This window comes from Pseudotabrizicola alkalilacus (assembly GCF_003443995.1).
GTDB lineage: Bacteria > Pseudomonadota > Alphaproteobacteria > Rhodobacterales > Rhodobacteraceae > Pseudotabrizicola > Pseudotabrizicola alkalilacus.
Genome location: NZ_QWEY01000002.1, coordinates 415,537 through 436,779 on the forward strand (window position 1 = coordinate 415,537; position 21,243 = coordinate 436,779).

The 21,243-nt window shown below is 64.9% G+C and carries 21 protein-coding genes; 13 read left to right on the forward strand and 8 right to left on the reverse strand.

Features of this window, described 5'->3' with window-relative positions:
* Positions 1 to 8: 8 nt before the first annotated feature.
* The gene (locus D1012_RS05990; protein WP_118150415.1) at positions 9 to 698 is read right to left on the reverse strand and encodes a DUF599 domain-containing protein; all 690 of its coding nucleotides are present in this window, start codon (positions 696 to 698) and stop codon (positions 9 to 11) included.
* Between the two features lie 127 nt (positions 699 to 825).
* Here D1012_RS05990 and D1012_RS05995 point away from each other — a divergent pair, with 127 nt between their 5' ends.
* The 3 genes from D1012_RS05995 to glcF all read left to right on the forward strand — a co-directional run bounded on the left by D1012_RS05995 (position 826) and on the right by glcF (position 4,718).
* Positions 826 to 2,259, forward strand: a complete 1,434-nt coding sequence (locus D1012_RS05995; protein WP_118150416.1) for an FAD-linked oxidase C-terminal domain-containing protein — start codon at positions 826 to 828, stop codon at positions 2,257 to 2,259.
* 79 nt (positions 2,260 to 2,338) lie between these two features.
* A complete protein-coding gene (locus D1012_RS06000) occupies positions 2,339 to 3,424 on the forward strand; it encodes an FAD-binding protein (protein ID WP_118150417.1) in 1,086 nt (361 codons plus the stop codon).
* Between the two features lies 1 nt (position 3,425).
* Positions 3,426 to 4,718 carry a glycolate oxidase subunit GlcF gene (glcF, locus tag D1012_RS06005; RefSeq protein ID WP_118150418.1) on the forward strand — a complete coding sequence of 431 codons (1,293 nt, stop codon included), beginning with the start codon at positions 3,426 to 3,428 and terminating at the stop codon, positions 4,716 to 4,718.
* Positions 4,719 to 4,731: 13 nt separating this feature from the next.
* Here the strand turns inward: glcF and D1012_RS06010 are convergent, their stop codons facing one another.
* Positions 4,732 to 5,127, reverse strand: a complete 396-nt coding sequence (locus D1012_RS06010) for a hypothetical protein (protein ID WP_118150419.1) — start codon at positions 5,125 to 5,127, stop codon at positions 4,732 to 4,734.
* A gap of 183 nt (positions 5,128 to 5,310) precedes the next feature.
* On the opposite strand from D1012_RS06010, the gene D1012_RS06015 reads away from it, so the two are divergent.
* Entirely contained in the window at positions 5,311 to 6,156 is an 846-nt protein-coding gene (locus tag D1012_RS06015) for a trypsin-like serine peptidase (RefSeq protein WP_118150420.1), read from the forward strand.
* Between the two features lie 162 nt (positions 6,157 to 6,318).
* Positions 6,319 to 6,783 (forward strand): Hsp20 family protein, encoded by a 465-nt coding sequence (locus tag D1012_RS06020; protein ID WP_118150421.1) that lies wholly within the window; start codon positions 6,319 to 6,321, stop codon positions 6,781 to 6,783.
* Positions 6,784 to 6,861: 78 nt separating this feature from the next.
* Here the strand turns inward: D1012_RS06020 and ychF are convergent, their stop codons facing one another.
* On the reverse strand, positions 6,862 to 7,959 hold the full coding sequence (gene ychF, locus D1012_RS06025) for a redox-regulated ATPase YchF (RefSeq protein ID WP_118150590.1): 1,098 nt from the start codon (positions 7,957 to 7,959) through the stop codon (positions 6,862 to 6,864).
* A gap of 138 nt (positions 7,960 to 8,097) precedes the next feature.
* On the opposite strand from ychF, the gene trpA reads away from it, so the two are divergent.
* The gene (trpA, locus tag D1012_RS06030; RefSeq protein WP_118150422.1) at positions 8,098 to 8,889 is read left to right on the forward strand and encodes a tryptophan synthase subunit alpha; all 792 of its coding nucleotides are present in this window, start codon (positions 8,098 to 8,100) and stop codon (positions 8,887 to 8,889) included.
* Between the two features lie 108 nt (positions 8,890 to 8,997).
* Here trpA and argC read toward each other — a convergent pair whose 3' ends face one another.
* Positions 8,998 to 9,915 carry an N-acetyl-gamma-glutamyl-phosphate reductase gene (gene argC, locus D1012_RS06035; protein WP_118150423.1) on the reverse strand — a complete coding sequence of 306 codons (918 nt, stop codon included), beginning with the start codon at positions 9,913 to 9,915 and terminating at the stop codon, positions 8,998 to 9,000.
* 136 nt (positions 9,916 to 10,051) lie between these two features.
* Between argC and D1012_RS06040 the strand changes: the two genes are divergently transcribed.
* On the forward strand, positions 10,052 to 11,215 hold the full coding sequence (locus tag D1012_RS06040) for an alpha-hydroxy acid oxidase (protein ID WP_118150424.1): 1,164 nt from the start codon (positions 10,052 to 10,054) through the stop codon (positions 11,213 to 11,215).
* Here D1012_RS06040 and D1012_RS06045 read toward each other — a convergent pair whose 3' ends face one another.
* Together D1012_RS06045 and D1012_RS06050 are read right to left on the reverse strand one after the other, a co-directional pair.
* Entirely contained in the window at positions 11,216 to 12,355 is a 1,140-nt protein-coding gene (locus D1012_RS06045) for an MFS transporter (RefSeq protein ID WP_118150425.1), read from the reverse strand. It abuts the gene before it with no gap.
* A 92-nt stretch (positions 12,356 to 12,447) separates the two neighbouring features.
* On the reverse strand, positions 12,448 to 13,347 hold the full coding sequence (locus tag D1012_RS06050) for an NAD(P)/FAD-dependent oxidoreductase (RefSeq protein ID WP_158569233.1): 900 nt from the start codon (positions 13,345 to 13,347) through the stop codon (positions 12,448 to 12,450).
* 44 nt (positions 13,348 to 13,391) lie between these two features.
* Between D1012_RS06050 and D1012_RS06055 the strand changes: the two genes are divergently transcribed.
* Both D1012_RS06055 and D1012_RS06060 read left to right on the forward strand, forming a co-directional pair.
* On the forward strand, positions 13,392 to 13,844 hold the full coding sequence (locus D1012_RS06055; protein WP_118150427.1) for an RrF2 family transcriptional regulator: 453 nt from the start codon (positions 13,392 to 13,394) through the stop codon (positions 13,842 to 13,844).
* Positions 13,845 to 13,917: 73 nt separating this feature from the next.
* The gene (locus tag D1012_RS06060; protein WP_118150428.1) at positions 13,918 to 14,529 is read left to right on the forward strand and encodes a 50S ribosomal protein L25/general stress protein Ctc; all 612 of its coding nucleotides are present in this window, start codon (positions 13,918 to 13,920) and stop codon (positions 14,527 to 14,529) included.
* A gap of 65 nt (positions 14,530 to 14,594) precedes the next feature.
* On the opposite strand, the gene D1012_RS06065 is transcribed toward D1012_RS06060, so the two are convergent.
* On the reverse strand, positions 14,595 to 15,584 hold the full coding sequence (locus tag D1012_RS06065) for a glycosyltransferase family 2 protein (RefSeq protein WP_118150429.1): 990 nt from the start codon (positions 15,582 to 15,584) through the stop codon (positions 14,595 to 14,597).
* A 75-nt stretch (positions 15,585 to 15,659) separates the two neighbouring features.
* Here D1012_RS06065 and pth point away from each other — a divergent pair, with 75 nt between their 5' ends.
* A complete protein-coding gene (gene pth / locus D1012_RS06070; protein ID WP_118150430.1) occupies positions 15,660 to 16,367 on the forward strand; it encodes an aminoacyl-tRNA hydrolase in 708 nt (235 codons plus the stop codon).
* A gap of 108 nt (positions 16,368 to 16,475) precedes the next feature.
* A complete protein-coding gene (locus D1012_RS06075) occupies positions 16,476 to 18,491 on the forward strand; it encodes a M3 family metallopeptidase (protein WP_118150431.1) in 2,016 nt (671 codons plus the stop codon).
* Positions 18,492 to 18,728: 237 nt separating this feature from the next.
* Here D1012_RS06075 and D1012_RS06080 read toward each other — a convergent pair whose 3' ends face one another.
* Positions 18,729 to 19,703 (reverse strand): GlxA family transcriptional regulator, encoded by a 975-nt coding sequence (locus tag D1012_RS06080; RefSeq protein WP_118150432.1) that lies wholly within the window; start codon positions 19,701 to 19,703, stop codon positions 18,729 to 18,731.
* Positions 19,704 to 19,772: 69 nt separating this feature from the next.
* On the opposite strand from D1012_RS06080, the gene bcoG reads away from it, so the two are divergent.
* Positions 19,773 to 20,681 (forward strand): 3-dehydrocarnitine:acetyl-CoA trimethylamine transferase BcoG, encoded by a 909-nt coding sequence (gene bcoG / locus D1012_RS06085; protein ID WP_118150433.1) that lies wholly within the window; start codon positions 19,773 to 19,775, stop codon positions 20,679 to 20,681.
* Complete coding sequence (locus D1012_RS06090) at positions 20,678 to 21,190, forward strand: lipocalin family protein (protein WP_118150434.1); 513 nt, start codon at positions 20,678 to 20,680, stop codon at positions 21,188 to 21,190. Before bcoG ends, D1012_RS06090 begins: the two co-directional genes overlap by 4 nt.
* The last annotated feature ends 53 nt before the right edge of the window (positions 21,191 to 21,243 follow it).

A 21,243-nucleotide genomic window follows, 5' to 3' on the forward strand; every position in this document is an offset into this window, starting at 1 on the left:
CATCCGGTTCAGCGCGCCAGCATCACCTGACGCGAGGCTGAGGCGAATTCGCGGCGCAGCAGCACGATGCAGGTGATGACGGTCGCCGCCAGCAACGCCCATGGCCCGAGCAGCCAGGTGATCGAGGCAAGGGCGAAGTAGATCGCCTGCAGCCCGCGATTGAAGCTCTTGGCCGCCGTGATGTTGATCGCCGCCGCCTGTGCCGCACGCGGATAGGCCAGCGGATCCGACACATCATTCGGCACCGCCGCCATCAGAATCGCGCAATAGCCAAACAGCCGGTGCGACCAGACGAATTTCAGCAGCGCATTGGCCAGAAACAGCAGCACCAGAATGATCTTCAGCTCCACCCGCACCCCCGCCGCCTCCAGCGTCAGGTCATGTGCCAGCCCTTCAAGCGTGCTCACATTGCCGATCAGCGCCACCCCGCCGCCGATGGCGATCATCGAGGCCGAAGCAAAGAACGCCGTGCTTTGCCGCAGCGAGTCGATGATATTGGCGTCAAATATGCGCGGCGAGCGGGTCACGAACTGCCGCAGCCAGTCGCGGCGGTACTGGGCCATCAGCACCGTGACCGAAGGTCGCGATTTTGGCGGATGCTCGACCAGCCAGCCGGTCAGAACCCATGTCAGGATCAGCACCGAAAGCGCGATGCCATCGGCCAGATCAAGCGAAAGCGTGGATAGGATCGGTGTCATGCCCCGAGAATAGCCGGAGCGGTTCCGCTTTCCCATGCCCAAAAGTGGTTATTTCATTTTACCAATTGCTGCGATACAGTGATCCGGTCTATGCCAGATCACACACGCGCAGGTCAGGGGGTTGCCGATGGAAATGCCAGTGCCCGATACCATGGTCCTTTCGGCCAAGGCCCGCATCGTGGCGCGGTTGCGCACGGTCTTGCCTGCTGACGCCGTGATCGACGACGTGGCCGAGACCCGGGCCTATGAATGCGATGCGCTGACCGCCTATCGCTGCCCACCGCTGGCCGCCGTGCTGCCGCGCACCACGGCAGAAGTCTCGGCGGTGCTGCGCATCTGCCATGAAGAGAGCGTGCCGGTGGTGCCGCGCGGCTCGGGCACGTCGCTGGCGGGGGGCGCGCTGCCAACGGCGGATTGCGTGATTCTGGGTGTGGCGCGGATGAATGGCGTGATCGAGACCGATTACGACAACCGCTATATCCGGGTGCAATCGGGCCGTACCAACCTGTCGGTGACCGGCGCGGTTGAATCCGACGGCTTTTTCTACGCCCCTGACCCGTCCAGCCAGCTGGCCTGCGCCATCGCGGGCAATATCGCGATGAACTCGGGCGGGGCGCATTGCCTGAAATACGGGGTTACCACCAACAACCTGCTGGGTGTGACGCTGGTGCAGATGGATGGCACCGTGCTGGAGATCGGCGGCCCCTATATGGACCCTGTCGGTCTGGACCTGCTGGGCGTGATCTGCGGCAGCGAGGGGCAGCTGGGCGTGGTGACCGAGGCCACCTTGCGTATTCTGCCCAAGCCAGAGGGCGCGCGCCCGGTGCTGGTCGGCTTTGACTCGAACGAAGTCGCCGGGCAATGCGTGTCGGATATCATCAAGGCGGGCGTGCTGCCGGTGGCGATCGAATTCATGGACCGCCCCTGCATCCGCGCCTGCGAAGCCTTTGCCAAGGCAGGTTATCCCGATTGCGAAGCGCTGCTGATCATCGAGGTCGAGGGCAGTCCAGCCGAAATTGACGAACAACTGGCATTGATCAAGGTGATTGCCCTGCGCCACAACCCGGTCGAATTCCGCGAGGCGGCGGATGAGGATCAGGCCAAACGCATCTGGCTTGGCCGCAAATCGGCCTTTGGCGCGATGGGGCAGATCAATGATTACATGTGCCTGGATGGCACCATCCCGGTGTCGTCGCTGCCCTACGTCCTGCGCCGGATTGGCGAGATGTCAAAAGCGGTGGGTCTGGATGTGGCCAATGTGTTTCACGCTGGCGACGGCAACATGCACCCGCTGATCCTGTTCGACGCCAACAAACCCGGCGATCTGGAGCTGTGCGAGGCGTTAGGGGCCGACATCCTGCGGCTCTGTGTCGAGGTGGGCGGCTGTCTGACCGGCGAACATGGCGTGGGCATCGAAAAGCGTGATCTGATGGGGGTGCAGTTCGCGCCCGATGATCTGGAAGCGCAGCTGTGGGTCAAGGATGTGTTCGATCCGAAATGGCTGTTGAACCCCGCCAAGGTGTTTCCGCTGAGCGTGACCGCAAGCCGTCGCGCGGCGTGAGGTTGGGTGCATTTTTCTGAAACGCCGGGGGGCTGTCTGCCCCCCGGACCCCCCGAGAGTATTTCGAAAGCAGCAATCCATGCAGCCGACTTCTGAGGCCGAACTGGCCGACTTCATTCGTAGCGCGACAGGACCGCTTGTGGTGCGGGGCGGCGGCACGCGGTCTGTTGGCGCGTGTCGGGGCGCGGTGCTGGAAACCGGCGGCTTGTCGGGCGTCGCGCTGTATGAACCCGGTGCGCTGACGTTGGTGGCGGGGGCAGGTACATCGCTGGCCGAGGTGGAGGCGCTGCTGGCCGCCGAGGGGCAGCGGCTGCCGTTCGAGGTGCCCGACATGCGCGGGCTCTTGGGGCGGACGGGCGACAGCACGCTGGGCGGGGTGGTGGCGGCCAATGCCTCTGGCCCGCGGCGGGTGCAGGTCGGGGCCTGCCGCGACTCTCTGATCGGGGTGCGATTTGTCGATGGCGCGGGTACGGTGATCAAGAATGGCGGGAGGGTGATGAAGAATGTCACCGGCTATGATCTGGTCAAGCTGATGGCCGGATCCTGGGGCACGCTGGGGGTGTTGAGCGAGGTCAGCTTCAAGCTGCTGCCGGTGCCGGAGGCGGGGGCGACGCTGATCCTGCCGGATTTGAGTGACGCGCAGGCGGTGCAGGCGATGGCGGCGGCGCTGGGCTCGCCCTTTGAGGTGAACGGCGCGGCGCATTGGCCGGGGCAGGGCACGTTTCTGCGGATCGAGGGGTTTACGGCCTCGGTCGCCTACCGGGCCGCGCAGCTGCAGCGCCATCTGGCGGCGTTTGGCGCGGTGGAGCTGGAGCCGGGCACCGCGCGCTGGGCCGAGATCCGCGATGTGGTGCCGTTTCACGCGCGCGCGGGCGATGTCTGGCGGGTGGCGGTCAAGCCCTCCGACGCGCCGGAGCTGGTGGCACGGATGGGGGCAGAGGCGGTGCTGTATGACTGGGGCGGCGGGCTGATCTGGGCGCTGACCGCACCGGGCAGCGATCTGCGGGCGCGGCTCGGGGTGCTTGTGGGCCATGCCACCCGAATCCGCGGCGACGGGCCGGGGGCCTTTGCGCCGGAACCGCCCGGCGTGGCGGCGCTGACCCAAGGGCTGCGGGCAAAGTTTGATCCGCGCGGCATTCTCAATTCCGGCCTGATGGGGGCATGACATGCAGACCACCTTTACCCCTGATCAGCTGAAAGACCCTGGCATCGCCCGCGCCAATGAGGTGCTGCGCTCTTGTGTGCATTGCGGCTTTTGCACCGCGACCTGCCCGACCTATCAGGTGCTGGGCGACGAGCTGGACAGCCCGCGGGGCCGGATCTACCTGATCAAGGATATGCTGGAACAGGGCCGCCCCGCCGATGCCAATACGGTCAAGCATGTCGACCGCTGCCTGTCGTGTCTGGCCTGCATGACCACCTGTCCGTCGGGCGTGCATTACATGCATCTGGTGGACCATGCGCGGGAATATATCGAGGCGACCTACAAGCGCCCGCTGATGGACCGGATGCTGCGCGCGGTGCTGGCGCGGATCATCCCCTATCCCAGGCGGTTCCGGCTGGCGATGCTGGGGGCAAAGCTGGCACGGCCGTTCCGCGCGCTGGTGCCGGATGCCCGCCTGCGCGCAATGCTGGACATGGCGGCGGTGCCGATCCCGCCGGTCAGCCGCAACGATGACCCGCAGGTGTTTGCCGCGACCGCACCAAAGCGGATGCGGGTGGCGCTGATGACCGGCTGCGCGCAAAAGGCTTTGAACACCGACATCAACGACGCGACGATCCGCATTCTGCGCCGGTTGGGGGCCGAGGTGGTGGTGGCGCAAGGCGCGGGCTGTTGCGGCGCGCTGACCCATCACATGGGCAAGGCCGATCTGTCGCATGCCTCTGCCGCTGCCAATATCCGGGCCTGGATGGCGGAGCGGGCTGGCGCTGGGTTGGATGCGGTTGTGATCAACACAAGCGGCTGCGGCACCACGGTCAAGGATTACGGCCACATGTTCCGCAACGATCCGCTGGCCGCCGATGCCGCGACCATCGCCGGTCTGGCGATGGATGTGTCAGAGGTGCTGACAAAGCTGGGGCTGCCCGAGGGCGCGCCAAAGGGGCTGCGCGTCGCCTATCACGCCGCCTGCAGCCTGCAGCATGGCCAGCAGATCAAGACCCTGCCGAAAGACCTGCTCAAACGTGCCGGGTTTACGGTGGTGGAACCTGCCGACAGCCATCTGTGCTGCGGCTCGGCGGGCACCTACAACCTGTTGCAGCCCGAAATCAGCCAGCAGCTGAAAGCGCGCAAGGTCCAGACGCTGGAGGCAAAAGCGCCCGATGTCATCGCAGCAGGCAACATCGGCTGCATGATGCAGATCGGGTCGGGCACCGCCGTTCCCATCGTGCATACGGTGGAACTGCTGGACTGGGCCACCGGCGGGCCAAAGCCCCGCGCACTGGTGGCGCAGGGCTGAGGGCATACCGGTCTTATTGCTGCGCCACGCCAGCAGCGGGGAACGGCGCAGGCGCAGGCGCCGGGGCGGCCTTCTTGCGGCTGTTGGCCAGCCCGAGCCCGACGCCGACATCCACGCCGCCGCTGCCGAAATCATAGCCGACATCCATGCCGACATAGCTTTTGGCGGCCAGATAGGCGATGCCGGCATTGGGCCGCACCCGCTGGGTGCCCAGCATGTAATCGACGCCGAGGGAGCCTACAAAATCGCCCCGCTCGTCATTGGAAAACACCCGCAGGCCAACGCCGGTATCACCCTGTGACCCGCCGCCCCAGGTAAAGGTTGCGCCCAGACCCAGGGTCGGATCTGCGGCTGCCGGGGCCGACAGGGCCAGCACCAGCGCAAGCGCCGTAAAGGAAAAATTATGCATGTTCGCGTACCTGTCTGCTGTGCCGGTTTGGTCCGGCTTGTGTCGGCAGTTTAGCGCCGGGTGGGCATTCCGGCAACCATTGGTACGGTCGCGCCGCCACGGCTCTGGTCAAACCGGCGGAACATAGCCACAAATCCGACAAACTCGGCTGGCACAGCGCAAGTCTCGGTAAACGGAGGTTTCATGCACCCCATTCGCGCCCTGATCGCTGGTCTTGCGACCCTGCTCACCCTCTGCGCACCGGTCGGAGCGCAGGATTTTGCCCTGCGCAGCCTGCAGACCGGCGACGATTCGCGCGGGTGGGAGGCGGTGGGGCGGCTCAATCTGGGGGACCGGGGGTTTTGCACCGGGGCGCTGATTGACGAAGATCTGGTGCTGACCGCCGCGCATTGCCTGTTTGACAAGGAGTCGGGTGCCAGCATCGACGCGCGCGACATGCAGTTTCTGGCCGGGTGGCGCAACGGGCGGGCGACGGCCTATCGCGGTGTACGCAAGGCGCTGGCGCATCCGGAATATGTTTACGGCGGGCGTGAAAGTGCGGAACGGGCGCCGTTTGATCTGGCGCTGCTGCAACTGGATCAGCCGATCCGCCTGCCATCGGTCCGGCCCTATGCTACCGATGCCCGCCCGCAAACCGGCGATGAGGTGGGGGTGGTGTCTTATGCGCAGGACCGGGCCGAGGCCCCGTCGCTGCAACAGGTCTGCCATGTGCTGGGGCGGCAATCGCTTCAGCGGGCCGGGGTGATGGTGAAACGGGGCGACAGCTTTGACACCCTGGTTTTGTCCTGCGATGTCGATTTCGGCTCATCCGGCGCGCCGGTGTTTTCGCTGCGTGATGGCACCTTGCGGATCGTGTCGGTGATTTCGGCCAAGGCCGAGGTGGATGGGCAAAAGGTGTCGCTGGGCACACCGCTGGCCGATCATGTCGCGTTTTTGCGCGCAAAACTGGCCGAGGGCGGCTCGCGCCTGCGGCCCGCCAATGTGCGGGTGCTGTCGGGCGGATCGGGCGGAAAATTCGTGCAGCCCTGAGCATTCAGGGCCCGTGCTCCGGCCTGCAAAAAGCCCCTTGAAACGCCGCATCAGCCTTCCCAGATAATTGCTATCCGGGTGCCACAACGGGCCCGGATCAACGACAGGCCCGCCCCCGACCGGGGGGGCCGTATCTGACATCGCTTTTGACAAGGATGACCCATGCGTAGCTTTGATCTTGCCCCGCTTTATCGTGCCACCGTCGGCTTTGACCGCATCGCCGATCTGATGGACCGTGCGTTGACCGCCGATGTGGCACAGCCGACCTACCCGCCCTACAACATTGAAAAGACTGCCGATGATGCCTATCGCATCTCGGTCGCCGTTGCCGGTTTCACCCCTGACGAGCTGTCGGTCGAGGTGAAAGAGGGCGCTTTGCACATCACCGCCCGCAAAACCGCCGAGGCAGAGGGCAAAACCTATCTGCACCGTGGCATCGCCACCCGCGCGTTTGAACGGCGCTTTGCGCTGGCCGATCATGTCCGCGTCACCGGCGCTGTGCATGAACATGGCATGTTGCACATCGACCTGATCCGCGAAACGCCCGAGGCGCTGAAACCGCGCCGCATCGAAATCGGCCGCCCCGCCGATGTCGAGGCAAAGGCGCTGGAAACCACCACGGCCTGATCGCAGCGCAGATCTGACAAAAAGGCCCGCCGGAGCATCCTCCGGCGGGCCGTTTCTATTGCCATCCGCGAAAGCCGCTCAGCCGCTGAACAGGAAGTGCAGCACGTCGCCGTCCTTGACCTCATAGGTCTTGCCTTCGACCCGGAACTTGCCCGCCTCTTTCGCGCCCGCTTCGCCCTTGCCGGCGATGTAATCGGCATAGGCAATGGTTTCGGCGCGGATGAAACCCTTCTCGAAATCGCCATGGATCACGCCCGCCGCCGCCGGGGCCAGCGTGCCCTTCAGGATGGTCCAGGCCCGCGCCTCTTTTGGCCCCACGGTGAAATAGGTCTGCAATTCCAGCAGCTCGTACCCGGCGCGGATCAGCCGGTCCAGCCCCGCCTCGGTCAGCCCCATTTCCTCCAGAAACATCGCCGCCTCATCCTCGGGCAGCTGGCTGATCTCTTCCTCGATCCGGGCCGAAATCACCACCGTGCCCGCCCCTTGCGCCTTTGCCATCTCGGCCACCCGCGCCGACTGGCTGTTGCCAGAGGCCGCCGAAGATTCCTCGACATTGCAGACATAAAGCACGGGTTTGGAGGTCAGCAGCTGCAACAGCCGCCACGCCCGCAGATCATCCGCCGCCACCTGAAGGGTGCGCGCCGGTTTGCCCTCTTCCAGCACCTTCTGCGCCATGGCGAGCAGGCGGTCCTGATCCGCGCTCTCCTTGTCGCCGCCCTTCATCTTGCGGGCCAGGTTGGCGCGCCGCCGCTCGATGCTTTCCAGATCGGCCAGCATCAGCTCGGTCTCAATGGTCTCGGCATCGGCCACCGGATCAATGCGGCCTTCGACATGGGTGATGTCGCCATCTTCAAAACAGCGCAGCACATGGGCAATCGCATCGCATTCGCGGATATTGGCCAGAAACTGGTTGCCCAACCCCTCGCCCTTGCTGGCACCCCGCACCAGACCCGCAATATCGACAAAGGTCATCCGCGTCGGGATGATCTGCTTTGACCCGGCAATCGCCGCCAGCTTGTCCAGCCGCGCATCGGGCACCGCAACTTCACCCACATTTGGTTCAATCGTGCAGAACGGAAAGTTCGCGGCCTGCGCCGCCGCGGTCCGGGTCAGCGCGTTGAACAGGGTCGATTTGCCGACATTCGGCAGACCCACGATACCCATCTTGAAACCCATGACATTCTCCATCCGGCGGTTGACAGGCTCTGTAAGCGCGATAGGGCGCAGGATCAATCCCGGCCACCCGCCGCGCCCCATTGATTTTCCGCGCCCAGCCGTGCACACCGCTGGAGAGCAAACGGGATGGGGCCAGACATGACCAGAATCGACGATACCTTCGCACGCCTGCGCACGCAGGGGAAAAAAGGCTTCGTCGCCTATATCATGGCCGGTGATCCCGATATCGCCACCTCGCTTGCGGTGATGAAGGGTCTGCCGGGGGCAGGGGTCGACATCATCGAACTCGGCATGCCCTTCACCGACCCGATGGCCGATGGCCCCACGATCCAGCTGGCCGGCCAACGCGCGCTGGACCACCACATGAAGATGGATCAGGTGCTGGATATGGCGCGCAATTTCCGCACCACCGACACCACCACCCCCATTGTGCTGATGGGCTATTACAACCCGATCTATGCGCGCGGCGTTGACCGCTTTCTTGTCGATGCTGTCAGCGCAGGCATTGACGGGCTGATCGTGGTTGACCTGCCGCCCGAGGAAGATTCCGAGCTGTGCCTGCCCGCACAGGCCGCAGGCCTCAACTTCATCCGGCTGGCCACGCCCACGACCGATGCCAAACGCCTGCCCGCCGTGCTGAAAAACACCTCCGGCTTTGTGTATTACGTCTCGGTCACCGGCATCACCGGCGCTGCGGCCGCGCAGGCGGCTGACGTGGGGCCAGAGGTCGCGCGCATCAAACAATCCACCGACCTGCCGGTGATCGTCGGCTTTGGCATCAACACGCCGGAGTCTGCGCGGGCGATTGCCAGCGTGGCCGATGGCTGCGTGGTGGGATCTGCGATTGTAAAGGACATCGGCGCGGGCAAACCGGTGGCCGAGGTGCTGGCGAATGTCGCGGCTCTGGCGGCAGGGGCGCACGCGGCGTAGGGGCCGCCACCTACGGGATTAAGAAGTTACCAACTTCTTAATCCCACAAGGTCAACATATTGATTCCAAATGAACCTTCCCCCTGTAACACAGGGGGAAACCCTCGGGTTACAGCCCGGCCGCTTCGTCCATCCCCAGCATCAAGTTCAGGTTCTGCACCGCCGCCCCTGACGCCCCTTTGCCCAGATTGTCCAGCGTCGCCAGCAGCACCACCCGGTCGCCGTCCGGCCCGGCATGGACCGACAGTTCCATCACATTGGTGCCGTTCAGCCGCTCCGGGTTGACGCGCGGCAGAAGGCTGGCCGCGTCGACCACCTTCACAAACTGGCCGCCGGCATAATGATCGGCCAAGGCCGTCTGCAGATCGCCCGCCGTCTGGCCACTCGGCAGATGCAGCGGCACTTGCACGATCATCCCCTGAGCGTAGTTCCCGACCGAAGGAATAAAGATCGGCCGCCGCGTCAGCCCGGTATGGGCCATCATTTCCGGCACATGCTTGTGCTTGTGCTCCAGCCCGTAAACGAAATACGCCCCGGCGGTGCCAGCCTCAAACTCCGCAATCATCGCCTTGCCGCCGCCCGAATACCCCGAGACCGCGTTGATCGACAGCGCCGCATCCGCGTCAATCAGCCCCGCCGCAACCAACGGTGCCAGCAGGGCAATCGCCCCGGTCGAAAAACAGCCGGGGTTGGAGACGCGGGTCGCCGAGACAATCCGCGCCCGGTTGGCCGCAGACAGTTCCGGAAAGCCGTAAGCCCAGTCCGGATTTACCCGGTATGCCGTGCTGGCGTCGATGATCCGGGTGGGCAGCCCCTCGCACAGGGCGACCGCCTCGACCGCCGCCGCATCGGGCAGGCACAGGATTGCCACGTCGGCAGAGGCAAACGCCTCGCGCCGCGCCTCGGGGTCTTTGCGCCGGGCGGGGTCCACCTGCACCAGCCGGATATCGCCGCGTGCCAGCAGTCGGTCCCGGATCTGCAACCCGGTGGTGCCTGCTTCGCCGTCAATGAATACCGATGCTGTCATGGGGACCTCCTTTGTCTGTCGCGGTGCTACCGCATCCTGACCAAAGGGGAAACAGGCTTTGGCCCCCTTGTGTTTGCAATTGCGCTGAATGGTGCCAATTGGTAATCCAGATTGACCACATCAGAGGGAACGGAAGATGCCAGTGATTACCTGTATCGAGGATCTCAAACGCATCTACAAACGCCGCACCCCAAGGATGTTCTACGATTACGCGGAATCGGGCAGCTATACCGAGCAGACCTTTCGCGAAAATACCTCGGATTTCGCCCAGCTTCGTCTGCGCCAGAAGGTCGCGGTGGATATGCTGGGGCGTAACATCGCCAGCACCATGGCGGGACTTCCGGTCACCATGCCGGTGGCGCTTGCCCCCATTGGCCTGATGGGGATGCAGGCGGCGGATGGCGAGATCAAATCGGCGCGCGCTGCTGCCAAGTTTGGCGTGCCCTATACCCTGTCGACGATGTCGATCTGCTCCATCGAGGATGTGGCCGCCAACTCCCCCGCGCCGTTCTGGTTTCAGCTCTATGTCATGCAGGATGAGGATTTCGTGGATCGCATCATCCAGCGGGCCAAGGCTGCAAAGTGCAGCGCGTTGGTGCTGACGCTGGATCTGCAGATCCTGGGCCAGCGGCACAAGGATCTGAAAAACGGCCTGTCTGCCCCACCGAAACTGACCCTTCCGGTCCTGCTCGACCTTGCCACCAAATGGGGCTGGGGGCTGGAGATGCTGGGAACGAAACGCCGCCAGTTCGGCAATATCGTGGGGCACGTCAAAGGGGTGGGCGATACCTCCAGCCTGATGAGCTGGATTTCCGACCAGTTCGACCCGCAGCTGGACTGGACCAAGATCGCGCGTATCCGCGACCAATGGGGCGGCAAGTTCATCATCAAGGGCATCATGGATGAAGATGACGCCCGCAAGGCTGCCGATTTCGGGGCGGATGCGATTATCGTGTCAAACCATGGCGGGCGGCAGCTGGATGGGGCGTCATCTTCCATCCGCATGTTGCCGCGCATTGTCGATGCCGTTGGCGACCGGGTGGAGGTCTGGATGGATTCTGGCATCCGGTCGGGTCAGGATGTGCTCAAGGCGCTGGCGATGGGGGCAAGGGGCACCATGATCGGGCGCAGCTATGTCTACGGTCTGGGCGCGATGGGCGAGGCGGGGGTGACAAAGGCGCTGGAGGTGATCCGCAAAGAGCTGGATACCACCATGGCGCTGTGTGGTGAGCGCGATGTGCATGCGCTTGGCCGCCACAACCTTTTGATCCCGAAAGGGTTCTCGGACGGGTGGGAGTGATCAGCGCTGCAGGCGCGCCATCAGGGGTGACAGCACCAGAACCGTCACCAGCAGGCAGGCGGCAAAGACAAAGGCCATGCGCAGGCCAAAACTGCCCGCGATAAAGCCGAGCATCGGCGGGCCAAAGAAATAGCCGAAATATCCGAACAGCGTGGCGCGGGCGACCGCGCGCGCCCGTGCCTCGGGTCGCGCCAGCCTGCCGACGAGCGAAAAGGCGGTGGGGGCGATGACCGAAGCGCCAAGGCCCATCACGATGAACCCGGCATAGGCCATCAGCGGCGTCTGCGCCGCCGCCGCGCCCAAAGCCCCGATGGTCGCAATCATCGCGCCGCCGGTCAGCAGACGGTAGGGGCTGACGTGCGACACCAGTCCTTGGCCCGCCAGCCGGGCAAAGCCCATGGTCAGGGCAAGCGCCGCAGGCCCCAGCGCGCCCTGTTCCGGGCTGCCGCCCAGCGTTTTCTCGATATGCAGCGCGGACCACGCCTCGGCGGCGTTTTCGGTCATGAAGGCGATCAGCACCACGCCGCCGCCCAGCACAGGCAACCAGCCCAAAGCGGCAGCACCCGGGCCTTTCGGTTTGCGCAGACCGTCGATCTGGCCATCATGCTCCCATGTCATCAGCGCAAGGCTGCCCGCCACCAGCGCCATCGTGCCAAGTACCCAGCCCGGCCCCCAGTCTGCACCACGCATCATGCCGGTGACGATCGCAGCCCCGGCATAGCCAAAGCTGTAGGCCGCGTGGCACAGGTTCATCAGATGGATCTTACGGGTGTTTTCCAGCTCGGCCACGCGGGCGTTCATCAGCACATCGGTCAGGCCGGTGCCCGCGCCGCAAACCATCATCGCCAGCGGAAACAGCACAAGGCTGGCGGTTTGCCCCGGCAAGGCGATGCCCAGACCCATGGTAAGCGCCGCCAAAGGCAGCGCCATGCGCCCCATCGCCGCCCCAAAGGCCGGGGCCAGCAGCATCGCGGTGACCGCTGCCAGCGGGGTGAACAGCAGCAGGAACCCCAGCTGCGCCTCGTCTACCGCCAACATGGTCTTTATGTCGGGCAAAGCCGCTGCAAACGTGCCCCAGATCACACCCATGGCAGCAAAAGCCGCCAGCGGCGCACGCGCGACTGTCAGGATATGGGCCATCGGGGGGACTCCGTTCTTGCCCGCCGGACCTAGCAGAGCCAGGGCCCCGCCGCCATCCTGAAGGCGACGGGGAAGGGGCTGGCCGCGACCGCCTAGGCGTCGTTAAACAGCAAGGCGTGATGCGCCGCCGTTGCGGCCCGTGCGCCATCAGCGGCGGCAAACAGCGCGCCATACATCGGGCGGCACAGATCGCCCGCTGCAAATACTCCGGGCACAGAGGTGTTCTGCATCGGGTCCACGCTGACAAACGGGCCAGTCATGCCGTCCTCCATCCGGCAACCAAGCTGTGCTGCCAGATCACAGGACGGCTCGGATCGGGAGACCAGATAGACCACCGCCCGTTGCACCTCTTGCCCGTCTGCCAACAGCAGGGTCCGGGTCTGCCCCTCATCGCGGATCGCCGCAACCGGCAAGTCATAGACCGGAATACCCCATCCTGCCGCTTTGGCCCGCACCTCATCCGGCAGGGGGTGGCCGTTGCAGAACAGCGCCAGATCATGGGTCCAGTCGCGCAGCATGGTCAGGTGATGCGGCACGGCGGGGCCGGTCATCAGGATGCCGGTGGGCTGATCCGCCACTTCGTAGCCGTGGCAATAGGGGCATTGCATGGCCCATTGGCCCCAGCCTTCGGTCAGCCCCGGAATATCGGGCAGGATGTCGCGCATGCCATGGGCCAGAATGACCTTGGCCGCGCGCCACGCAGCCCCGGCCTGCAGCTCAAAACCGCCATCACGTGCGGTGATACTGGTGACCCGTGCCCGCTCGATCCGGGCGGTGGGATAGGCCAGCAGATCTGACTGCCCGCGCCGCTGCATCTCCGCCGGGGCCAGCCCATCCATGCCCAGAAAGCCGTGTCCTGCGTCGGCAAAGCGGTTGCGGGTCTGGCCTTCGTCAAACACCACCACCCGCCGCCGCGCCCGTGCCAGCATCAGCCCCGCCGCCAGCCCGGCAAAGCTGCCGCCCACGATTGCCACATCCATATCGTTGCCCATGCGTTTTCCTTGCGCTTTGCGAATCATGTAACTATGATAGTTACATGAAACGAAACAACAAGCTCTCTCTCGCCCTGCACACGCTGGGCCATATGGCGGCGGCCCCGGATCAGGCGTTCACGTCTGAGGTGATTGCCGGGCACAACGCCACCAATCCGGTGGTGGTGCGGCGGGTGCTTGGCCTGCTGCGGGTGCAGGGGATCGTGGTGTCGGGCAAAGGCCATGCGGGTGGCTGGCGGCTGGCGAAACCGGCCGACAGCATCACCGTCGCCGATGTCTACGCCGCCATCGGCGCGCCGTTGATGACGGTGGAGCCGCTGGCGGCACCGGATGGCTGCGCCATCGTGGCGGCGCTGCACAGCACGATGACCAAAGCGGTGGCCGAGGCGGAAGCGGTGCTGCGCCGCCACTTTGCCCGGCGCACCATTGCCGATCTGGCGCAGGCCATGGTGCAGGGCGCAAAGAAAAAAGGCGATTTGCGCTTTCCCCCGCGCTGATTCCCCGCTATAGCCCCCCGGTCGCGCCGCGCACCCTTGGAGGGCGGTGGACTTATTTATATGGAGAACTGCAATGGCTGGTGAGATCCCTGATCTGATCGCCGAGGCACGTACGGGGACAGGCAAGGGGGCCGCCCGTCAAGCTCGTCGTGAGCAACTCGTGCCCGGTATTGTTTACGGTGGTGGTGTAGACCCGCAACCGATCAACATCAAATACAACTACCTTCTGACCAAACTGCGCAAAGGACGTTTCCTTTCGACGTTGTTCAACCTGAAAGTTGAAGGTCAGGAAGACGTCCGCGTGATCTGCCGCGGTGTGCAGCGCGATGTGGTCAAGGATCTTCCGACCCACGTCGACCTGATGCGCCTGCGTCGCACCTCGCGGATCAATCTGTTCATTCACGTGAACTTTGAGAATCAGGACAAGGCCCCCGGCCTGAAGCGCGGCGGCACGCTGACCGTGGTGCGTCAGGAAGTCGAACTGGAAGTGACCGCAGGGGATATCCCGGATCACATCACGGTTGACCTGACCGGCAAGAACATCGGCGACGTCATCCACATCGACGACGTTGTGCTGCCCGAAGGCGTCAAGCCCTCGATCCAGCGGAACTTTGTCATCGCCAACATCGCGGCCCCGTCGGGCCTGCGGTCGGAAGACAACGCGGACGACGCTGCAGAAGAGTGATCTTTGGCCTTCGGGCCTGAAGGTCGCAACAGACAAGGGCGCGGCAGGGAAACCTGCCGCGCCTTTCAGTTTTGAGCAGCCAATGCAAGATGATGCGCATGGCGCGGGTCATCCCCTGCGAGTCTTCCAGCCTTGGCCGCCAGCCGCGCCACATAATCCGCGCAGCACAGGTGATGCAGGCGGGCGACATCGGGCAGGGCCATGAGCGCGGCATGGGCGGCATCGAACGCAGCCGCATGGCGCAGGGCGCTGTCATCGAAAACCTCGTTGCGGTTGTAGCGGTCAAAGAAGCTGTCAGTGTAGCGATCCTTGCCCGCGACCGAAGACAGCGTGCCCTTTTTCAGCCCGAAGCTTTCCTCGGACCGGATCATGTAATGGTTCATCTGCGCGGTCGCATGGCTGACCCGCGCCATCGGCACCCGGCGCATGTAATCGCCGTCCGGGGTCCATTCCGGCAGGGCGTCGCCATCGGCATTGACCCAAGCCATGCCGTCTTGCCCCCAGCGTCCCGCATGGCGTGGTAGCAGCCGCTTTGGCCCATGCTCCCCCAACCGGCGGAACCAGCCCGGTTGCGCATGGATCGTCTTGATCCAGGTCGAGGGGAAGTCGCGGCTTTCACTGGTGCGCAGGAACTGGCGGTGGACCAGCCCATCCTCCCACGCGATGCGTCCCCCAGTGCCAAACACCCGCCAGTTGATCGCCATGCCAAGGAATCCGGCATCATCAGGGATCAGATCGGTGACCCGGCCCGCGCCCCGGTGGATCACCAGAAACTCATCCACATCACAGACCAGCACCCAATCGGCGCCGCTGACCTGTGGCAGCGCCTTTGCCGCCTCCAGCTTGCGGGCGCAGATGTTGGTGCCGTCGGGGACGTCGTGGCGCAGGTGGGTCACACCTGCGGGGGCCATGGCATCGAGCAATTCGGGCGAATGATCGGTGCAGTCATTGGTCACCACCACAATATCGGTGAACCCCAGATGCCGATACCACGCCACCCATTCCACCAGAAACGGCCCTTCGTTGCGGACAGAACAGACAACGGCAAAGCGCATGATGGCTCCCTTTTCCTGCCCGATGCTTGACGGCTGCCGCCGGCTTCGTCAAGGAAGGGGCAACAGGAGAGCGCAATGAAACTGCTTGTAGGTCTTGGCAATCCGGGTGCGAAATACGCGGGCAACCGACACAATATCGGATTCATGGCGGTGGACCGGATCACGGCGGACCATGGTTTTGGCCCGTGGAAACCGGCGTTCAAGGGCGAGGTGGCCGAGGGGCGGCTGGGCGATGAAAAGGTGCTGGCGCTGAAACCCGGCACCTTCATGAACCTGTCGGGCCAGTCGGTGCAGGCGGCAATGGCGTTCTACAAGCTGGCACTGACCGATATCACCGTGTTTCATGACGAGCTGGACCTCGCCCCCGGCAAATGCCGGATCAAGCAGGGCGGTGGCCATGCCGGGCACAACGGGCTGCGCTCGATCAGTAGCACGGTCGGCGAAGGCTACGGCCGGGTGCGGCTTGGCATCGGCCATCCGGGGCACAAGGATGCGGTGGCGGCTTACGTGCTGCACGATTTCGCCAAGGCGGATCAGGACTGGCTGGAGGATCTGCTGCGTGGGCTGTCGGATGGTGCGGCGCATCTGGCGGCAGGGGACGGGCCGAAATTCCTGAACGCGGTCGCCCTGAGGGTGGCCCCACCCCGGTCGTCGGACAAAGCGAGGCCCGAGGCCAAACGGGAGCCCAAGTCGGACGCCCAACCCGAGGCCAAACCGGCACCCGCCGCCGAGGAAACCGACAGCCGCAGCCCGATGCAGAAACTTCTGGACCGGTTTCGCTAGCGACACGGGCAGAAGCGCTCCGCGCGGGAGTATTTGGAAAGCAGCAAGCCCATGGGGTGTGGACCTTTGCGGCTGGCGTGCCTAGCTATTGGGGCAAAGGAGACCCCCATGACCGTTTTTGCACAAGACTGGACCACGCCCTTTGGCTTGCCGCCGTTTGACCTGATCCGGGACGAAGATTTCGCGCCCGCGTTTGACGCGGCCTTGGCCGAGGCGCGGACGAATATCGCAGCGATCGCCGACAACGCTGACGCGCCGACCTTTGCCAATGTGATCGACGCGCTGGAGCTGGCCGAGGGCGGGTTGGACCGGGTGGCGGGGGTGTTCTACAACCTTGCCGGGGCAGATTCGAACGAGGCGCGTGAGGCGCTGATGCGCGATCTGGCCCCGAAGATGAGCGCGTTTTCCTCGGAAGTGTCGAACAACAAGGCGCTTTTTGCCCGGATCGAGTCGCTGTGGGCCACGCGCGACGCGCTGGACCTGACGCCCGAGCAGATGCGGGTGCTGACGCTGTATCGCCAGATGTTCGTCCGCTCCGGCGCGCAGCTGGAGGGCGATGCGGCGGCGCGGTTGACGGCGGTGAAATCGCGGCTGGCGGTTCTGGGCACCCAGTTCAGCCAGAACCTGCTGGCGGATGAGCGTGAGTGGTTCATGCCGCTGGACGAGGCCGATCTGGAAGGGTTGCCGGAATTTGTGGTGGCCAGCGCCCGCGCGGCGGGGCAGGAGCGTGACGCCGGCGGGCCGGTTGTGACCCTCAACCGCTCGCTGATCGTACCGTTCCTGCAATTCTCGCCGCGCCGCGCGTTGCGCAAGCAGGCCTATGAGGCTTGGGGCGCGCGCGGAGCCAATGGCAACGCCCATGACAACCGGGGGATTGCGGCGGAAATCCTGGCATTGCGCGACGAGCGGGCAAAGCTTTTGGGCTATGCCAGTTTTGCCGATTACAAGCTGGAGCCGGAGATGGCGAAAACCCCGGCGGCGGTGCGCGATCTGCTGCTGCGGGTCTGGCAGCCTGCGCGGGCAAAGGCCGGGGCGGATGCAACGATGCTGGAGGCGATGCTGCTGGCCGATGGCATCTCCGGACCGCTGGAGCCGTGGGACTGGCGCTATTACAGCGAAAAACGCCGCCGCGCCGAGCATGATCTGGATGAGGCCGCGCTGAAACCCTATCTCTCGCTCGATGCGATGCTGGCGGCGCAGTTCGACTGCGCCAACCGGCTGTTCGGGCTGGAGTTCCGTGAACTTGAGGGGCCGTTCTATCACCCGGATGTGCGCGGCTGGGAAGTGACCCGGAATGGTGCGCATGTGGCGGTGTTCCTGGGCGATTACTTTGCCCGCGGGTCAAAGCGCTCCGGCGCCTGGTGCTCGGCCATGCGCTCGCAGCGCAAGCTGGGCGGTGAGGTGCGCCCCATCGTCGTCAACGTCTGCAACTTCGCCAAGGGTGATCCGGCGCTGCTGTCTTATGATGATGCGCGGACCCTGTTCCATGAATTCGGCCATGCCCTGCATCAGATGCTGTCGGATGTGACCTATGGCTTCATCTCGGGCACCTCGGTCGCGCGTGACTTTGTGGAGCTGCCGAGCCAGCTTTATGAGCATTGGCTGGAGGTGCCTGCGGTGCTGGAGCAGCACGCCCGGCACTGGCAAACGGGCGAGCCGATGCCTGCGGACATGCTGGCGCGTCTGCTGGCGGCAAGTACCTATGATCAGGGCTTTTCCACCGTGGAATTCGTGGCCTCTGCGCTTGTCGATCTGGAGTTCCATGAGAGCCCGCCCCCCGCCGATCCGATGCAGAAGCAGGCCGAGGTGCTGGAGGCGCTGGGGATGCCCCGGGCGATCCGGATGCGGCATGCGACCCCGCATTTCGCCCATATCTTCACCGGCGACGGCTATTCCTCCGGCTACTATTCCTACATGTGGTCTGAGGTGATGGATGCCGATGCCTTTGCCGCCTTTGAAGAGGCGGGCGATGCCTTTGATCCGGCCACTGCGGCGCGGCTTGAGCGGTTCATTCTGGCCGCTGGCGGGTCGGAGGAGGCCGAGCAGCTGTACCTGCAGTTCCGGGGCAAGATGCCGGGGGTGGAGGCTTTGCTGAAGGGCCGGGGCTTGCTGGAGGAGGTCTGACCGCTCAGGGCTTCCCCCTGTGTTACAAGTCATCAAACCAAATGAAATCAAAGGCTTGATTCTGCCAAGTTAAGTCTTTCTTCATCTTCTGGGGAAAGGGGGCGCTGCCCCCTTGGGCCTTTGGCCCATCCCCCGGAGTATTTCAAAAGCAGCAATTCAGCAGGGACAGACTTTGCATTGCTGCTTTCTCAATACTCCGGGGGGGCCGAAGGCGGGGGGCAGCGCCCCCTGATCCCGCTAATGCCGGAGCGACGCCGGAGGATGGCCGAAGGCGCGGCGGAAGGCGCGGGACAGGGTGGCGGGGCTGGAAAAGCCGCAGCGCAGGGCGATTTCGGCCAAGGGATGTGTGGTGTCGGTCAGCATCCGGCGGGCGGCGGCGAGGCGGAGCGACAGGGCATGTGCGCCCGGCGTGGTGCCAAGGCTTTGGCGGAACAGGCTTTCCAGACGACGGGCTGACAGGCCGACGCTGGCGGCGAGCGCCGCCATCGGTTCGGGCGCATCGAGGCTGGCCTCCATCCGGGCCAGCACGCGGGCCACGCGCGGATCGAGCGCCGGGTCCAAGGTCAGCGGGCCGGGCGGGGGAGCGATCTGGGCGGCATGGCCGGGGCGTGGAGGTTGCAGGAAACTTTGTGCCACCTGACGCGCGACGCCTGCGCCGTGGCGGGCGCGGATCAGGTGCAGCATCAGGTCATAGGCGGGGGCAGCGCCGCCCGCTGTTATCCGGTTGCGGTCGATCACGTAGCGGTCGGGGCAGACGGTGACCTGCGGGTGCAGGTGGGCCAGATCCTCCAGATCCTCCCAATGCACGGTGGCGCGGTGGCCATCGAGCAGACCGGCGCGTGCCAGCACCCAAGGTGCGGCATCGACGCCGCCAATCGCGGCAAACTGATGCGCCATCCGGCGCAGGTCGCGGATCAGCGGCCGGGTGGCGACCTCTGCCAGACGATAGCCTGCGATCACCATCAGCAGCGTGGTGCCTTTGGCCGCGGCCAGCGGGCCGGAGGCGGGCAGTTCGATGCCGCAGGTCAAGGGTGCAGGCTGGCCATCGGGGGTGACGATGCGAAAGTGAAAGGCGTCGGTTCCCAACTGGCGGTTGGCATTGCGCAGCGGGTCGAGCACAGAAGCCACTTCCAGAATGGAGCAATGCGGCAGCACCAACACGGCGATGTCGAGCGGGCTTTGGGCCGGGGCAAAGAGGGCATTTTCCGTCATGCTGATTTCGTAAATTGCAAAGCGCGGGCTGACAAGAGCGTTAAGCTGGCGGCAACAAAGGGGGATGCCATGCCATTGACCATAAACCGCGAGGTTTTCATCACCTGTGCCGTGACCGGATCGGGGGCCACGCAAGACCGCAGCCCGCATGTGCCGCGCAGCCCGAAGCAGATTGCCGACTCTGCCATTGATGCCGCGAAGGCGGGGGCGGCGGTGGTGCATTGCCATGTGCGCGACCCCGAGACCGGCAAGCCGTCGCGCGCTTTGGCGCTGTACCGCGAAGTCACCGAGCGTATCCGCGATGCGGGCGAGGATGTGGTGCTGAACCTGACCGCCGGTATGGGCGGCGACATCTATTTCGAGGGCACCGAGGATATGGGCCGGATCGGGCCACGGTCCGACATGGCCGGGGCTGCCGAGCGGGTGGCGCATGTGGTGGACTGCCGCCCCGAGATCTGCACGCTGGATTGCGGCACGATGAACTTCAACGAGGCCGATTATGTGATGGTCAACACGCCGGGCATGCTGCGCGACATGGCGCGTCGGATGACGGCGGCGGGCGTGCGGATCGAGATTGAGGCGTTTGACACCGGGCATCTGTGGCTGGCGAAAGAACTGGTGCGTGAGGGCGTGATCCCCGAGCCGGTGCTGGTGCAACTGTGCATGGGCGTGCCCTGGGGCGCGCCGGATGATCTCAACACCTTCATGGCGATGGTCAACAATGTGCCCGCCGGTTGGCACTGGTCGGCCTTTGCCCTTGGGCGGCACCAGATGCCCTATGTTGCGGCCTCGGTGCTGGGCGGTGGCAATGTGCGGGTCGGGCTGGAGGACAACCTTTGGCTCGACAAAGGGGTGCTTGCGACCAATGCTCAGCTGGTCGAGCGCGCGGCCACGATCATCGAGAACATGGGCGCGCGGGTGATCACCCCCGCCGAGGTGCGGGCGCGGCTGAAACTGGAGAAAAGGGCCCCGCTATGAAACGACTTCTTTTGCTGGCTGCGTTGGCGTTGGCAGGGTGCGACCCGCATACGCCGTCGCCGCGCTATGCTGCGGCACCGATGTATCTGCTGGATATTGCCCCCGAGCGCTTGCTGGGGACGTGGTACGAGGTGGCAAGCTTTCCCGCGCCGTTTCAGGACGGGTGCAGCCATACCACGGCGAGTTATGGCGCGATGGAGGGCGGGTTGAGCGTGGTCAACCGCTGCCGCAAAGACGGGCAGGTGGTGCAGATCACCGGGACCGCTGTGCCGGTGGGGCCGGGGCAGTTCAAGGTCAAGCTGGCCGGTGTGCCGTTTGCCGGGGATTACTGGGTGATCGGGCAAAGCCGCGACGGTCGCACGCTGCTGGTCGGCACGCCGACCCGGCTGGCGGGCTGGATGCTGCATCGTGACCGCGAGGTGACGCAAGCCGAGCGGCGCTGGGCGGGGTCGGTGTTCCGCAAGAACGGCTATGACGAGGCTGCGTTGCAGCGGACGGATCAGAGGTAACGCCTGCCAACTGCGCCTCCCTCCCCCCCTTGTGGGGGAGGGCCGGGGTGGGG

What these genes read in the sequence shown, in the direction of transcription:
- D1012_RS06020 (WP_118150421.1), top strand. Translation starts at nt 6,319, where the DNA reads ATGCGTAGCTTTGATCTTGCCCCGCTTTATCGTGCCACCGTCGGCTTT.
- trpA (WP_118150422.1), top strand. Translation starts at nt 8,098, where the DNA reads ATGACCAGAATCGACGATACCTTCGCACGCCTGCGCACGCAGGGGAAA.
- D1012_RS06045 (WP_118150425.1), bottom strand. Translation starts at nt 12,355, where the DNA reads ATGGCCCATATCCTGACAGTCGCGCGTGCGCCGCTGGCGGCTTTTGCT.
- D1012_RS06080 (WP_118150432.1), bottom strand. Translation starts at nt 19,703, where the DNA reads ATGACGGAAAATGCCCTCTTTGCCCCGGCCCAAAGCCCGCTCGACATC.
- D1012_RS06090 (WP_118150434.1), top strand. Translation starts at nt 20,678, where the DNA reads ATGAAACGACTTCTTTTGCTGGCTGCGTTGGCGTTGGCAGGGTGCGAC.
- D1012_RS06040 (WP_118150424.1), top strand. Translation starts at nt 10,052, where the DNA reads ATGCCAGTGATTACCTGTATCGAGGATCTCAAACGCATCTACAAACGC.
- D1012_RS06050 (WP_158569233.1), bottom strand. Translation starts at nt 13,347, where the DNA reads ATGGGCAACGATATGGATGTGGCAATCGTGGGCGGCAGCTTTGCCGGG.
- D1012_RS06015 (WP_118150420.1), top strand. Translation starts at nt 5,311, where the DNA reads ATGCACCCCATTCGCGCCCTGATCGCTGGTCTTGCGACCCTGCTCACC.
- bcoG (WP_118150433.1), top strand. Translation starts at nt 19,773, where the DNA reads ATGCCATTGACCATAAACCGCGAGGTTTTCATCACCTGTGCCGTGACC.
- D1012_RS05995 (WP_118150416.1), top strand. Translation starts at nt 826, where the DNA reads ATGGAAATGCCAGTGCCCGATACCATGGTCCTTTCGGCCAAGGCCCGC.
- argC (WP_118150423.1), bottom strand. Translation starts at nt 9,915, where the DNA reads ATGACAGCATCGGTATTCATTGACGGCGAAGCAGGCACCACCGGGTTG.
- D1012_RS06060 (WP_118150428.1), top strand. Translation starts at nt 13,918, where the DNA reads ATGGCTGGTGAGATCCCTGATCTGATCGCCGAGGCACGTACGGGGACA.
- D1012_RS06000 (WP_118150417.1), top strand. Translation starts at nt 2,339, where the DNA reads ATGCAGCCGACTTCTGAGGCCGAACTGGCCGACTTCATTCGTAGCGCG.
- D1012_RS05990 (WP_118150415.1), bottom strand. Translation starts at nt 698, where the DNA reads ATGACACCGATCCTATCCACGCTTTCGCTTGATCTGGCCGATGGCATC.
- glcF (WP_118150418.1), top strand. Translation starts at nt 3,426, where the DNA reads ATGCAGACCACCTTTACCCCTGATCAGCTGAAAGACCCTGGCATCGCC.
- D1012_RS06010 (WP_118150419.1), bottom strand. Translation starts at nt 5,127, where the DNA reads ATGCATAATTTTTCCTTTACGGCGCTTGCGCTGGTGCTGGCCCTGTCG.
- pth (WP_118150430.1), top strand. Translation starts at nt 15,660, where the DNA reads ATGAAACTGCTTGTAGGTCTTGGCAATCCGGGTGCGAAATACGCGGGC.
- D1012_RS06055 (WP_118150427.1), top strand. Translation starts at nt 13,392, where the DNA reads ATGAAACGAAACAACAAGCTCTCTCTCGCCCTGCACACGCTGGGCCAT.
- D1012_RS06065 (WP_118150429.1), bottom strand. Translation starts at nt 15,584, where the DNA reads ATGCGCTTTGCCGTTGTCTGTTCTGTCCGCAACGAAGGGCCGTTTCTG.
- ychF (WP_118150590.1), bottom strand. Translation starts at nt 7,959, where the DNA reads ATGGGTTTCAAGATGGGTATCGTGGGTCTGCCGAATGTCGGCAAATCG.
- D1012_RS06075 (WP_118150431.1), top strand. Translation starts at nt 16,476, where the DNA reads ATGACCGTTTTTGCACAAGACTGGACCACGCCCTTTGGCTTGCCGCCG.